Genomic DNA, 12934 nt, shown 5'->3' with positions numbered 1-12934 from the left:
CCGGTGGCCGGGCACAGCGGCCTCGGGATGCGCGAGCAGCCACGCGATCCGCTCGCGGCTCTCCTCGTCGGACGGCGTGTAGACGATCAGGCGGGCGTCCGGCACAGGGGCGCGGCTCGGCGCCCTCGCCGGGCACCGGCGCATGTACCAGGCCGGGCTCGCGGCGTTCACCGTCGCGTCCCTGGCGTGCGGGCTGGCGCCGGACACCTGGACGCTGGTGGCCTTCCGCTTCCTGCAGGGGGCCGCGGCGGCGCTGCTGGGCACGCGGCGGGCCTCGTCCTGGCCCTGGACCGCGCCCCCGGCGACCGGTGAGCCTTCGTGAACCCGCGCGGTCAGCCGTTGCTGCCGGACGCCACCAGGTCCCTGAGATCCGCGGGGAGGCTGCCGGCCACCTTGTGCGCGACGCCGCCGTGGGTGGCCTCGTCGGTCACCTCCAGCACGACCCGCGTCAGGAACGCGGCGTGCGGGTCGTCGGCGCCGGCCCGGGCCCCGACCCGCTCGATGAAGTCGTGCCTGCCGAACCGCTCGCCGCTTCCGGCGCCGCCGTAGATCTCCGTCCGGCGCAGGTGCTCGCCGATCTCGTGCGGCAGCTGCGCCGCGAGGTTGTCGGCGAGCCCCTCCGGGATCCGCTCGCCGAGCGTCTCCAGCACCGCGCGGGTCGCCCGCTCCGCCTCGCCGTGGCCGGAGAGGCGGCCGCGGTTCTGGACCTGGCCGATGAACTCTTCGTGGCGCATGGCGGACGCTCCTTCCTCATGAATGCCCCGTGTGAAGTGCAGAGAATGCCCGATATATCCGGGTGCTAACCGGGTGCGCCGCCGATGGCGGGCCCGTGGCCAGGCCCGACGGCGCGTTCCATGTCCCCGCGCCGTGACAGTCGAGGCACCCACCGGTTTACCGAAACGGCCGGATGGGCACAGTCACGTCGCGGCCCACTCGTCGGCTCGGAGCCATGTGCTCTGGGCTGCGAGCCTGGGCCGCACCACGTTTCAGCGGGTCAGACGGTGACCGCCTGGGCCACGAGCAGGCCGCAGAAGGCCGCGCCGAGCCCCGCGACGACACTTCCCGCCGCGTTGAGGACGGCGTAGAACCGCGCCCCGTCCTCGACCAGCCGGACGGTCTCGTACCCGAACGTTGAGTACGTGCTGAGAGCGCCGCAGAAACCCGTCCCGGCGAAGGCCATGGCACCGCCGTCGGCCGGGAGCGCCGCCAGGAACCCCAGGATGAACGACCCGGTGACGTTGACGGTGAGCGTCCCCCACGGGAACTCGGAGTCGTGCCGGGCCTGGACGGCGCGGTCGGTCAGGTAGCGCAGCGGTGCGCCCAGCGCGGCGCCCAGCGCGATCAGCAGGACCGTCACTCGCCGTCCTCCCCCCTCGGCCGCCGGGCCGCCGCCCGGCCGAGCGCCCGCGCGAGCCGCATTCCGGCGACGACGGCGGCCAGTGCCGCGACCAGTGTCAGCGCGAGATAGGCGAGCCCGGCCCGCGGCGCGCCGTGCTCGACCGCCTGCTGGATGTCGACGGCGTAGGTGGAGAACGTGGTGAACCCGCCGAGGATCCCGACGCCGAGGAACGGGCGGAGGAGCCGGTGCGCCCGCCACGTCTCGGTGATCAGCACCATCAGCACGCCGATCAGCAGGCAGCCCGACACGTTGATCCAGAACACCGCCCAGGGGAAGTCACCGGCGCCGTACGGGAACGCGGTGGTCAGCCCGTAGCGGGCCAGGGCCCCGAGGACGCCGCCCGCCGACACCGCCGCCAGCGTCTCCCACGGGGCGCGCCGCAGCTCCTGCCGCTGCTCCGGGACATGCAGATCGACGTCGGGGTCGACGGGACGATCGCGCGCGGTCATGGGCATGCTCCCGGCCAATAGGGCGACCCGAAAGTCTACCGGCGCCATCGCCGCGAGCACCGGGGGCCTGTGTCATGGGCCGATCGTCGGGTAGAGGGAGTGGACCGAGCGGCCGGCCCCCCGCCTCCGCTCAGGGAGGGAGAAGACACGCATGACGCTCGCGCAGTCCACCACCGCCGCCCGGGTCGACGACGAACAGGCCGAGACGCTGCTCGCGGAGATGAACCGGCTCGCCGAGGACGATCCCCGGCGGGAGCGGCTCAGGGCGCGCATCGTCGACATGCACGCGGGGCTCGTCCGCGGGGTGGCGCGCCGGTACGCCAACCGCGGGGAGCCGCTCGACGACCTGCAGCAGGTCGCCTACCTGGGGCTGGTCAAGGCCATCAACCGGTTCGACCCGGGGATCGGCGACCGCTTCGTCACCTACGCCTACCCGGTGGTGACCGGGGAGGTGAAGCGGCACTTCCGCGACAAGACGTGGGGCGTGCGGGTGTCGCGCCGGATCCAGGAGCTGCGGCCGGTGCTGCAGCGCACCGTCCAGGAGTTCACCCGCGAGCGCGGCCGTTCCCCGACGACCGCGGAGATCGCCGCGCTGATGGAGATCACCGAGGAGGAGACCGTCGAGGTCATCGTCGCCTGCGACGCCTACCGCCCGCTGTCGCTGGAGGCGCCGGCGGACGGGTCGCCGGCCGGCGACAACGGCACGGTCGGCGAGTACCTCGGTTCCGATGACCCGGCCCTCGACGCGTTCATCGACGGCCACGCCCTCGCCCCGCTGATCGACGACCTTCCCGAGCGGGAGCGGACGATCCTGCTGCTGCGGTTCTTCGGCAACAAGACGCAGACGCAGATCGCCGAGCAGATCGGGCTGTCGCAGATGCACGTCTCGCGGCTGCTCCGCGCCACGCTGGACAGGCTCCGCGCCGGGCTGCTCGCCGACCGGTGACACGGCCGGTGCCGCTCACGGGCGGGGCAGGGCGCATGCGCCGCCCAGCACGACGTCGTTGCCCTTGCCGAGGCAGCGGGCGAGCAGGTAGGTCTGCTGGCCGTAGTGCGAGCCGCGCCGGACGGTGACCTCGCCGTCGCGGCCGACCTCGCACGGGTTGTCGAGCGTGCAGCGCTCGCCGTCGTCGTTGCCGGTGTTGTTGACCCCGACGACCTGGCCCGTCCGGACGTCGACGACCGGCGAGCCGGACGTGCCGTGGGTCGTCTCGCATTCGGGCGTGTAGCGCAGGGAGTCCTTCCACGTCCAGCCGTTCTCGCGGAGCCGGTGCACGGTCGCGTCGATCTTGCAGCCGTAGATCTTCCGCCAGTAGCCCGACACGACCTTGATCCCGGTGCCGTCGCCGGGCTTGGCCGTCGACAGGCGCAGCGCGGTGGTGCCGTGGCGCTTCTTGAGGGCGGCGTAGGTGGCGTCCAGCCGGTAGATCGTCACGTCCGTGTCGGTCATGGTGGCGTACTCGATCTTGGTGGCGCGGAGGGTGCCGAGGTCCTTCTGGCCCGTCCGGTCCAGGAGCGTGAACGTCCGCGACGACCGCTTGTCCACGATCACCTCGCCGGCCTTCGGCATCCCCGACTCCAGGCAGTGGCCGTTGGTCATGACCAGCGCCGCGTCGGTGTCGCGGGACCGCGGCCCGCGCACCAGGGACCCCGAGCAGTTGCTCAGCGCGACGATCCCGGTGAAGTCGATCGCCTTCTGCGCGGCCCGGTGCCGGTCGGCGGCCTGCACGGGAGCGGCGGCGGTGAGCGTCCCGGCCGAGCCGACGGCGATGGCGCCGGCCATGGCGATGGTGGCGAAGCGTGCGGTCATGCGGATCCCCCGGTCAGTCGAGTGGAGCTCGTCCGTTGAATGGTGGTGGGTGGGGGCTGGAGGACGGTTAGTCGACGTCGACCCAGCCGTAGGTGCGTTCGACGGCCTTCTTCCAGCCGGCGTAGCCCTCGCGGCGCTGGTCGTCGTCCCAGGTCGGCTCCCAGCGGCGGTCCTCGTTCCAGTTGCGGCGCAGTTCGTCGGTGGTGCTCCAGAACCCGACGGCCAGGCCCGCGGCGTAGGCGGCGCCGAGCGCGGTGGTCTCGGCGACGACGGGCCGGGAGACCGGGACGCCGAGGATGTCGGCCTGGAGCTGCATGCACAGCTCGTTGGCGGTCACGCCGCCGTCGACCTTGAGCACGTCCAGCGCGACGCCGGAGTCGGCGCGCATCGCCTCGACCACGTCGCGGGACTGGTAGCAGATCGACTCCAGGGTGGCGCGGGCCAGGTGCGCGTTGGTGTTGAAGCGGGACAGGCCGACGATCGCGCCGCGGGCGTCCGAGCGCCAGTAGGGGGCGAACAGGCCGGAGAAGGCGGGCACGAAGTACACGCCGCCGTTGTCGTCGACCTGCCGGGCGAGGGATTCGCTCTGCGCGGCGCCGGAGATGATGCCGAGCTGGTCGCGCAGCCACTGCACCGCCGACCCGGTCACCGCGATCGAGCCCTCCAGCGCGTACACCGGCGCGTCGCCGCCGAACTTGTAGCAGACGGTGGTGAGCATCCCGGCCTTGGACCTGACGAGTTCCTCACCGGTGTTGAGCAGCAGGAAGTTGCCGGTGCCGTAGGTGTTCTTGGCCTCGCCGGGCGCGAAGCACACCTGCCCGACGGTCGCGGCCTGCTGGTCGCCGAGGATGCCGGTCAGGGGGACCTCGCCGCCGAGCGGGCCGTCCGCGCGGGTCGTCCCGTAGGGCTCCGGGGCGGAGGACGGCTTGATCTGCGGCAGCATCTGCCGCGGGATGCCGAAGAACGAGAGGAGTTCGTCGTCCCAGTCGAGGGTCTCCAGGTCCATCAGCATGGTGCGGCTGGCGTTGGTGGGGTCGGTGACGTGGACGCCGCCGTCCCTCCCGCCGGTGAGGTTCCACAGCACCCACGTGTCGACGTTCCCGAAGATCGCGTCGCCGTTCTCGGCGGCCTCGCGGACGCCGTCGACGTTCTCCAGGATCCACTGGATCTTCCCGCCGGAGAAGTAGGTGGCGGGCGGCAGCCCGGCCTTGCGGCGGATGACGTCGCCCTTGCCGTCCCGCTCCAGGGCGGTGGCGATGCGGTCGGTGCGGGTGTCCTGCCAGACGATCGCGTTGTAGTAGGGGCGGCCGGTCCGCCGGTTCCACACCACCGTCGTCTCGCGCTGGTTGGTGATACCGAACGCGGCCAGGTCGGCGTACGTCAGGTGCGCCTTGTTCAGGGTCGTCTGGATGGCGGCGCGGGTGCGTTCCCAGATCTCGGTGGGGTTGTGCTCGACCCACGCGGCCTGGGGCAGGATCTGCTCGTGTTCGAGCTGGTGGCGGGCCACCTCGTTGCCGCCGTGGTCGAAGATCATGAAGCGGGTGCTGGTGGTGCCCTGGTCGAGCGCTCCGACGAAGTCGGGCATGCCCTCTCCCCTTTCTGCGTGTGGCGCGGGATCCCGGCGGGTCAGGTGACGTCGTACTCCGGCTCGGGCCTGGTGGGCGGGGTCTCCTCCCCCTCGCCGGGGATGTTGCGTCCGATGAGCAGGATGTACAGGCCGGCGCCGATCACCGCGCCGATCAGCGGCGCCACGAGCGGCACCCAGAAGTACAGGTGCCCGTACTGATCTCGCCACGCGTCCGACCCGTAGCCGGTGAGCCACTGGACGAGCCGGGGGCCGAGGTCGCGGGCCGGGTTGATCGCGTACCCGGCGGCGGAGCCGAACGCCATCCCGATCGCCACGACGATGAGCCCGATGATGAGCGGCGCCAGGTTCGCCAGCGGCGGCGCGTTGCGCAGGTCGGTGAGGGCGAGGACGAGGAACAGCAGGATCGCGGTCCCGATCACCTGGTCGCGGAACGCGCCCCAGGTGCCGATCGGCAGCGTCCCGTTGCCGGGCATGGTGGAGAAGACGATGTGCGTCTTCTCCGTCAGGCCGGGGTCGAACTTCTGCAGGATCTCGCTGTAGTTCCACCGGACGATCAGCGCCGCCGTGAACGCCCCGAGCAGCTGCGCGAACCAGAACGGGAGCACCTTCCGCCACGGGAAGCCCTTGAAGACCGCGAGGGCGAAGGTGACGGCCGGGTTGATGTGCCCGCCGCTGATGCGCGCCGCGACGTAGACGCCGAGCGTCACGCCGATGCCCCAGGCCCAGGCGATGCTGTCGTGGCCGCCGAGGCTCTGCGGGTCGCCGAGCCCGCTGCCCGCCACCACCTGCGCGACCACGCCCACGCCGAAGAGGATCAGGATCATCGTGCCGGCGAACTCCGCGGCCATCTCCGCGGCGAGTTCGGGAACCTTCGGCCGTCGCGTCATCTCTCCTCCTCCGGGACGGGTGACGGCGTGCACGCTCGCCGCGACGGTACGTACGCGGGAGGAAGCCGGTCAACCGTCCGGTGCCGACGAATGTCGGCATTCGGCACCCACCGCACAGCACACCCCCAGATCACGACCGTGCCGGAGATCGTTCCCAAGAGTCGGCGGGCAAACACGGTCAGTGGCCGCGGAACGCCTCTTCCAGCCACCAGGCGGGCGAGCCGCGCGTGATCTTCGCGTCCACGACCATCGGGCGGTCGCGGGGGCCCGCGAGCCAGGTCTCCACGGCGGCGAGGTCCGCGGGGCGCCGGACGGTCACCGCGGCGCAGCCGAACCCGCGCCCGATCGCGGCCAGGTCGGCGGGCGGGAACACGACCGTGTCCAGCGGATGCCCGCCGGGCCCGAAATGGTGCAGCTCGGCGCCGTAGGCCTCGTCGTCGTAGACGACCACGAGCAGCCCGAGCCCCAGCCGGACGGCGGTCTCCAGCTCGCCGATCGACATCAGCGCGCCGCCGTCGCCGAGCGCGGCGACGGTGAGCCGGTCGGGGCGGGCGACGGCGGCGCCGATGGCGGTCGCGAGGCCGAGCCCGACGGACTGGAACGCCTGGGTGAACACGAGCCCGTCGGCGTCGGGGACGTCGAGGAACATCGCCGGGTAGCCCATGAAGTTGCCGGAGTCGACGGCGACGGTCCGCTCGCTCGGGAGCATCCGGTCGAGGGCGATGGACAGGGTCCGCGGGTCGATGCGGGGGCCGTTCGCGTCCTCGTCGAGGGGGTGCTCCTCGTAGGGGACGTCCTGCCAGCGCCCTTCGCGGGCGAGCCGCTCCGCGACCTCGGGCGTGCGGTAGCCGGACGCGGTGTGGCCGCGCTCCGCCAGCTCGGCGCCGACCGCGCGGGCGGTCTCCGCCGCGTCGCCGATGAGGCCGAGGTCGACGGGGCGGTGCGCGCCGAGAGCGCGGGCGTCGACGTCGACCTGCGCGACCGTGGCGTCCCTGGCGACGAGCGCGCCGTGCCGGGTGGTCCACATGTTCAGCGCGCAGCCCCAGGCGACGATGAGGTCGGCGCCCGCGATCAGCTCGGCGGCGGCCGGGGTGGCGAACCCGCCGCTGACGTCCAGGTCGAAGGGTTCGCCGCCGAACAGGCCGCGGGCGACGGCGGAGGTCGCGGTGAGCGCGCCGCAGCGGGCGGCGAGCTCCGCGAGCGGCTCGGCCGCGCCGGACAGCCGCGCGCCGCGCCCGGCGATGAACACCGGCCGCCGCGCGGCCTGCAGCACGTCGGCGAGCCGGGCGATCGCCGCCGCGGGCGGCACGGGCAGCGGCGGCACCTGCGCGCCGCGCCGGGCGGTGGCGGCGGGCCGGTGCGCGGGGCCGGGGTGCTCGGCGGCCTGGATGTCCAGCGGCAGCCCGAGCAGGACGGTGCGGCGCTCGGCGACGGCGGTGCGGCAGGCGCGGGTCACGTCCGCGAGCGCGGTCCGCGGGGAGTGGACCCGCTCGGGGACGGCGCCGACCGCCGCCGCGAGGGCCGCCTGGTCGACGCGGAAGTTGGAGCGGACCGCCGCCGCGGCGACCTCGCCCGCGACGACCACCAGCGGGGTGCGACTCTTGGCGGCCTCGGCGATGCCGGTGACGGCGTTGGTCAGGCCCGGCCCCTGGTGCACCGACACCACCCCGAGCCCGCCGCCGACCCGCGCGTAGGCGTCGGCCATCGTGGCGGCGCCGCCCTCGTGCCGGGCCGCGACGAACCGGGCCCCGTTCGCGATCATCGCGTTGGTGACGTGGAAGTTGCCGCTGCCGACGACGCCGAAGACCGTGCGGGCACCGAGCCGCGCGAGGGCCTCGCCCACGGCCTCCGCGACGTTCACCGCTCGACCAGCGCGAGCACGCGTGCGGGGCTGCCCGAGCCGCCGACGATCGGCAGCGGCGACGCCAGCAGCACCGCGCCGCGGGCGGGCAGCCGGTCGAGGTTGCGCAGCTGGGTGAGCCCGTACTTCCCGGCGCCGAGGAAGTAGGAGTGGCACGGGAACGGCGGGTCGAACGCGTGCGCGCCGCCCGCGTCGGTGCCGACGGTCTCCACGCCGAGGCCGATGACGGGCGTCTCCTCGGCGAGCCACCGGGCGCACTCGGGCGAGATGCCGGGCGTGTGCGAGCCGCCGCCGTCGGCGTTGAGGAAGGTGTCCTGGTCGCCGGAGCGGGCGTCCCAGCCGGTGCGGTACAGGAGCCAGCCGCCGGCGGGCAGCGGGCCGTTCTCCTGCTCCCAGGCCCGGACGTGCTCGATCTCCAGCAGGAAGTCGGGGTCGGCGGACGCGTGCGCGGACGCGTCCAGCACGACGGCGGGGCCGAGCAGGCGCCGGGGCGGGACCTGCGCGACGTCCTCGCCGTCGCGGCCGGTGGCCCAGTGCACGGGCGCGTCGAAATGGGTGCCGACGTGCTCGCCCGTCTCTATGTCGTTCCAGTACCAGGCGGGGCCGCGGTCGTCGTACCGGCTGATCTCCTTGAGCCGGAACGGCACCGTGTTGGCGAACGGCTCCGGCAGCTGCAGGATCGGGGTGCGCTCCGACAGCGGAGCCGTCAGGTCGACGATCTCCACCGAGCCGTCCTGGACGGCGGTGAGCAACTGGGCGAGAACCGACATCGTTCCTCCGTGCGACGCAGGTGGCGAGGGGCGCGCGGGCGACACGAACGTATCGCAGAAGAACCTGTTCGGAGGGTCACCCGGCGCAGGGTGTCCGCCCTTCGTCTGCCCACACGCAGGGGAACGGATTTGTCACCACACGCTATAGACGCGCCGGGCCCGGTCGATCACCATCGGGGCTGAAGCCGTCCGCTCCGCGCCCCCCACGGAGGTCCGATGCGCCGCAGGCCCTGGACGCTCGCTCTCACCGCCGCCGCCGTCACCGCCGCCCTCGCCGCTCCCCCGGCGTCCGCCGCCCCGCCCGCACCGCCGCCGCCCGCGCCGCCGTCCGCCGCCGTCACGGAACGGTCGGCCGGATTCGACGCGCTGCTCCCCTCGTCCCGGCCGGTCGGGCTGCGCGAGGCGCACCGGCCGCTGGCGGTCACCTACACCTACGAGGGACGGACGCACACGCTCGACGACTACCTCCTCCGGACGGGCACGCAGGGCTTCGTCGTCCTGGACGGCCACGACATCGTCTTCGAGCGCTACGTCGCCGCGACCCGCGACACCCTGTTCCAGTCGTGGTCGGTGGCGAAGTCGTTCACGTCGGCGGCGGTCGGCATCGCGCTCGGCGAAGGGTTCATCGGCTCGATCGACGACCCGGTGACCAGGTACCTCCCGGAGCTGGAGGGTTCCGGGTACGACGGCGTCTCGCTGCGGGACCTGCTGCGCATGTCGTCGGGCATCGCGTGGGAGGAGACGGTCGACGTCCCGCCCGTGCACGTCGCCGCGAGCCTCGGGTACCCGCTGACCGCGATGGCGAGGCAGCGCAAGCGCGGCTGGGAGCCGGGCACGAGATTCGAGTACACGAGCATGAACTCGTTCGTTCTCGGGTGGGTCGTCGCGCGGGCCACCGGCGTCCCGTACCACGACTACGTGCAGCGGAAGATCTGGGAGCCGGCCGGGATGGCGTCCAAGGCCCTCCTCGGCAACGACTCCAACGGCAACAGCATGGCGTACTGCTGCTACTACGCCACCGACCGCGACTTCGCGCGGTTCGGGCTGCTGTACCTGAACGGCGGCACGGCGAACGGGCGGCGGGTCGTCCCGGCCTCATGGGTGACGGAGTCGACGCGCCCGTCCGCGCCGTTCAACCAGGGCTACGGGCTGCACTGGTGGCTGGGCGCGGACGGCGCGTTCTCCGCCGACGGCCTCGGCGGCCAGCGCATCTGGGTCTCGCCCCGGCACGGCGTCGTGATCGTCAAGTCGACCCTGGCGACCGTCGCCGGCGGGGACGAGACGGACGCCGCGTTCGCGGCGGTCGCCGCCGAGGTCGCGCGGACCCGGGCGGCCCGCCTGACCTCGGCGCACTGACGCCCCTCGCCGTCAGTTCCCTTCCAGCCAGGGGTATCGGGCGGTGTCGGCGCCCGCGTAGTCGGGGTCGAGGTAGATGAACACGCGCTGGATCTTCCAGTCGCGGATCTCGAACACGTCGCACCAGCGTCCGGCGCCCCATTCGGGGACGCCGGCGCGCCACGGGCCGTCCCGGTGCTCGCCGTGGCTGGTGCCCTCGCACACCAGCGTGTCGGTCCCGGTGAAGATCCAGTTGAACGTGGCGTAGTGGTGCCGGATCGAGGTGATCGTGGCGCCGACGTCGCCGAACAGCCGCGCGATCTCGTCCTTGCCCGTGGCCAGGCCCCATTTCGGGAAGTAGACCTGCGCGTCGTCGGCGAACAGGTCGAGCAGGGGCGCGCCGTCCGAGGTCACGCCGCCGTTGTCGAACCCCTTGAGATACTCCAGCGCCACCGACTTGCGCTGCTCGTCCGTCATCGTGTGCCTGCTGAGCGCCAACCGCCTCACCCGTCCGCGTCGCCGTGCCCGTTCACCCGACCGTAGCCCGGTGGAACAATACGGGCGAACCGGTGGTTAGGCTTGCCTAAGTGGTGAACGGGCGCATCGGAGGGCTGCATGGCGACGGAACCGGCACGCAAGGGACGCAGGCTGACCAAGGGGACGGTGCTGCGCACCGAGCGGCTCACCCCGCACATGATCCGGGTGGTCATCGGCGGTGAGGGGCTCGCCGGGTTCGGCGCGGGAGAGTTCACCGACCACTACGTGAAGCTGCTCTTCATGCAGCCGGGCGTCACCTACCCCGAGCCGCTGGACATGGAGAAGGTCCGCGCGGAGATGCCGCGGGAGCAGTGGCCGTCCCTGCGGACCTACACCGTCCGGGCGTGGGACGCCGAGGCGCTCGAGCTCACGCTCGACTTCGTCTACCACGGTGACGAGGGGCTCGCGGGGCCATGGGCGGCGGGCGCTCGTCCCGGCGATGAGATCTACTTCCAGGGGCCGGGCGGCGCCTACGCGCCCCGCGCGGACGCGGGCTGGCATCTGCTGGTCGGCGACGAGAGCGCGCTGCCCGCGATCGCCGCCTCGCTCGAACGCATCCCGAGCGGCGCGCCCGCCCGCGTGTTCGTCGAGGTCGCCGGGCCCGAGGAGGAGCAGGACCTGCCGACGCCGGGCGACGCGGACGTCGTCTGGCTGCACCGGGGCGGCGCCCAGGTCGGGGACCTGCTGATCGAGGCCGTCCAGAAGCTGGAGTTCCCGAGCGAGGACGTGCACGCGTTCGTCCACGGTGAGGCGAACTTCGTCAAGGTGCTGCGGCGGCACCTGCGGGTCGAGCGCGGCCTGCCGCTGGAGCGGCTGTCCATCTCCGGCTACTGGCGCCGGGGCCGCGACGAGGACGGCTGGCAGTCCAGCAAGCGCGAGTGGAACCAGCAGGTCGAGGCAGAGGAGGCCCAAGCCCTCGCCTGAGATCAGGCGGTGGCCTGGGTCTGGTCGTCCAGGTCGGGGCCTTCGCCGGCGGCGAAGCCGGGGAGCCAGCGTTCGGCCTCGGCGCGGAACTCGCCCTCGGCCTCCAGCTGGCAGAGGACGCCGCCGCATCCGGACAGGGCGCGGCTGACGGCCAGGTACTGGGGCGGCAGCCGGAACTGGCGGGCGAGCGCGCCGGGCCGCATGTCGGCCGCGAGGCCGAACCCGCGCGCCGTCTGCTCGCGCAGCCATTCGCGCGAGTAGCGGAAGCGTTCGACGGCGAACGGGGCGGCGTGCGGCGCGACGAGGTCGGCGACCTCGCCGGCGTCGACGTCGGCGTCCGGGGCGAGGAAGCCCTCCTCGCGGAGCGCGTCGACGATGTCCTCGGGGTCGCCGAGCGTGCCGATGCGCAGCAGGCGGCCGATCGACCATTGCAGCTCGGCCGGGACGCGGGCGGCGCCGCCGAAGTCCATGACGCCGAGGCGGCCGTCGTCCAGCAGCCGGAAGTTGCCCGGGTGCGGGTCGATGTGGATCATCTCGCAGCGGTCCGGGCCGGAGAGCAGGAAGCGGAACAGCAGCAGGCCCGCGCGGTCGCGCTGCTCCTGCGAGCCGTCGGCGATGACCTTGGCGAGCGGGGTGCCCTCCAGCCATTCGGTGACCAGGACGTTGCCCGACTGGGCGACGACCGCCGGGACGAGGAAGTCGGGGTCGCCGGCGTAGGCGTCGTGGAAGGCGGTCTGGGCGCGGGCCTCGTCGACGTAGTCGAGCTCCTTCTCCAGCCGCCGTTTGAGGTCGGCGATCACGGGCTTGACCTCGACGCCGGGGAACAGCGGGGTGAAGAGCCTGCTGAGCCGGGAGATCTGGTTGAAGTCGCTCATCACGGCCTGGGCGGCGCCGGGGTACTGGACCTTGACCGCGACCGTCCGGCCGTCGTGCCAGACCGCCCGGTGGACCTGGCCGATGGACGCCGCGGCGGCGGGCCGGTCGTCGAACTCGGCGAACTTCTCGCGCCAGTCGCGGCCGAGCCCTTCGGCGAGGACGCGGTGGGTGGTCGCGGCGGGCATCGGCGGCGCGGACTCCTGCAGCTTGGTCAGGCTCGCGCGGAACGGCCCGGCGATCTCCTCGGGCAGCCCGGCCTCGAAGATCGACAGCAGCTGGCCGACCTTCATCGCGCCGCCCTTGAGCTCGCCGAGCACGGCGAACAGCTGGTCGGCGGTGCGGCGCTGGACCTCCAGCGCGACGGCCTCGGCGGGCCGCCCGATGGTCCGCTTCCCGAACCCGAGCGCGGTGCGGCCGGCGAAGCCGAGCGGCAGGCTCGCCAGCTTGGCGGTCCGCGTCACGGCGCGGCGGGGGATGTCACTCACGGCCCGACCGTCC

General features: G+C 73.2%; 14 protein-coding genes. 4 read left to right on the top strand and 10 right to left on the bottom strand.

The annotated features are described in order from the left end of the window. Positions 1–142 precede the first annotated feature (142 nt). A complete protein-coding gene (locus tag ACH34S_RS22850; protein WP_395954783.1) occupies positions 143–322 on the top strand; it encodes a hypothetical protein in 180 nt (59 codons plus the stop codon). 10 nt (positions 323–332) lie between these two features. On the opposite strand, the gene ACH34S_RS22845 is transcribed toward ACH34S_RS22850, so the two are convergent. From ACH34S_RS22845 to ACH34S_RS22835, 3 genes are all read right to left on the bottom strand, one after another. Then, positions 333–734, bottom strand: a complete 402-nt coding sequence (locus tag ACH34S_RS22845; protein WP_395954782.1) for a DUF2267 domain-containing protein — start codon at positions 732–734, stop codon at positions 333–335. A gap of 260 nt (positions 735–994) precedes the next feature. After that, entirely contained in the window at positions 995–1357 is a 363-nt protein-coding gene (gene crcB / locus ACH34S_RS22840; protein ID WP_395954781.1) for a fluoride efflux transporter CrcB, read from the bottom strand. Continuing rightward, positions 1354–1848 (bottom strand): fluoride efflux transporter FluC, encoded by a 495-nt coding sequence (locus tag ACH34S_RS22835; RefSeq protein ID WP_395954780.1) that lies wholly within the window; start codon positions 1846–1848, stop codon positions 1354–1356. Before ACH34S_RS22835 ends, crcB begins: the two co-directional genes overlap by 4 nt. 151 nt (positions 1849–1999) lie before the next feature. Here ACH34S_RS22835 and ACH34S_RS22830 point away from each other — a divergent pair, with 151 nt between their 5' ends. After that, positions 2000–2794, top strand: coding sequence for a SigB/SigF/SigG family RNA polymerase sigma factor (locus ACH34S_RS22830; protein ID WP_395954779.1), 795 nt, complete (start codon positions 2000–2002; stop codon positions 2792–2794). Positions 2795–2809: 15 nt separating this feature from the next. On the opposite strand, the gene ACH34S_RS22825 is transcribed toward ACH34S_RS22830, so the two are convergent. From ACH34S_RS22825 to ACH34S_RS22805, 5 genes are all read right to left on the bottom strand, one after another. Continuing rightward, on the bottom strand, positions 2810–3658 hold the full coding sequence (locus ACH34S_RS22825; protein ID WP_395954778.1) for a serine protease: 849 nt from the start codon (positions 3656–3658) through the stop codon (positions 2810–2812). A 67-nt stretch (positions 3659–3725) separates the two neighbouring features. Continuing rightward, positions 3726–5243 carry a glycerol kinase GlpK gene (gene glpK, locus ACH34S_RS22820; protein WP_395954777.1) on the bottom strand — a complete coding sequence of 506 codons (1518 nt, stop codon included), beginning with the start codon at positions 5241–5243 and terminating at the stop codon, positions 3726–3728. 41 nt (positions 5244–5284) lie between these two features. Continuing rightward, entirely contained in the window at positions 5285–6133 is an 849-nt protein-coding gene (locus ACH34S_RS22815) for an MIP/aquaporin family protein (protein WP_395954776.1), read from the bottom strand. A 178-nt stretch (positions 6134–6311) separates the two neighbouring features. Next, positions 6312–7994, bottom strand: coding sequence for a thiamine pyrophosphate-binding protein (locus ACH34S_RS22810; RefSeq protein ID WP_395954775.1), 1683 nt, complete (start codon positions 7992–7994; stop codon positions 6312–6314). Then, positions 7991–8764 (bottom strand): cyclase family protein, encoded by a 774-nt coding sequence (locus ACH34S_RS22805; protein WP_395954774.1) that lies wholly within the window; start codon positions 8762–8764, stop codon positions 7991–7993. The genes ACH34S_RS22810 and ACH34S_RS22805 overlap by 4 nt, the downstream gene beginning before the upstream one ends. A 216-nt stretch (positions 8765–8980) precedes the next feature. Between ACH34S_RS22805 and ACH34S_RS22800 the strand changes: the two genes are divergently transcribed. Then, positions 8981–10120, top strand: coding sequence for a serine hydrolase domain-containing protein (locus tag ACH34S_RS22800; RefSeq protein ID WP_395954773.1), 1140 nt, complete (start codon positions 8981–8983; stop codon positions 10118–10120). Positions 10121–10132: 12 nt separating this feature from the next. On the opposite strand, the gene ACH34S_RS22795 is transcribed toward ACH34S_RS22800, so the two are convergent. After that, positions 10133–10576 (bottom strand): nuclear transport factor 2 family protein, encoded by a 444-nt coding sequence (locus ACH34S_RS22795; protein ID WP_395954772.1) that lies wholly within the window; start codon positions 10574–10576, stop codon positions 10133–10135. A 138-nt stretch (positions 10577–10714) separates the two neighbouring features. Here ACH34S_RS22795 and ACH34S_RS22790 point away from each other — a divergent pair, with 138 nt between their 5' ends. Further along, positions 10715–11560, top strand: coding sequence for a siderophore-interacting protein (locus ACH34S_RS22790; protein WP_395954771.1), 846 nt, complete (start codon positions 10715–10717; stop codon positions 11558–11560). Positions 11561–11562: 2 nt separating this feature from the next. Here the strand turns inward: ACH34S_RS22790 and ACH34S_RS22785 are convergent, their stop codons facing one another. After that, a complete protein-coding gene (locus tag ACH34S_RS22785; protein ID WP_395954770.1) occupies positions 11563–12921 on the bottom strand; it encodes an ABC1 kinase family protein in 1359 nt (452 codons plus the stop codon). Between the last annotated feature and the right edge of the window lie 13 nt (positions 12922–12934).

Origin of the sequence: Actinomadura sp. 3N508, assembly GCF_044326375.1 — a bacterium.
Classification (GTDB): Bacteria; Actinomycetota; Actinomycetes; order Streptosporangiales; family Streptosporangiaceae; genus Spirillospora.
Note: the sequence above shows the minus strand (reverse complement) of the source record. Positions and strands in the feature narration are given on the sequence as shown.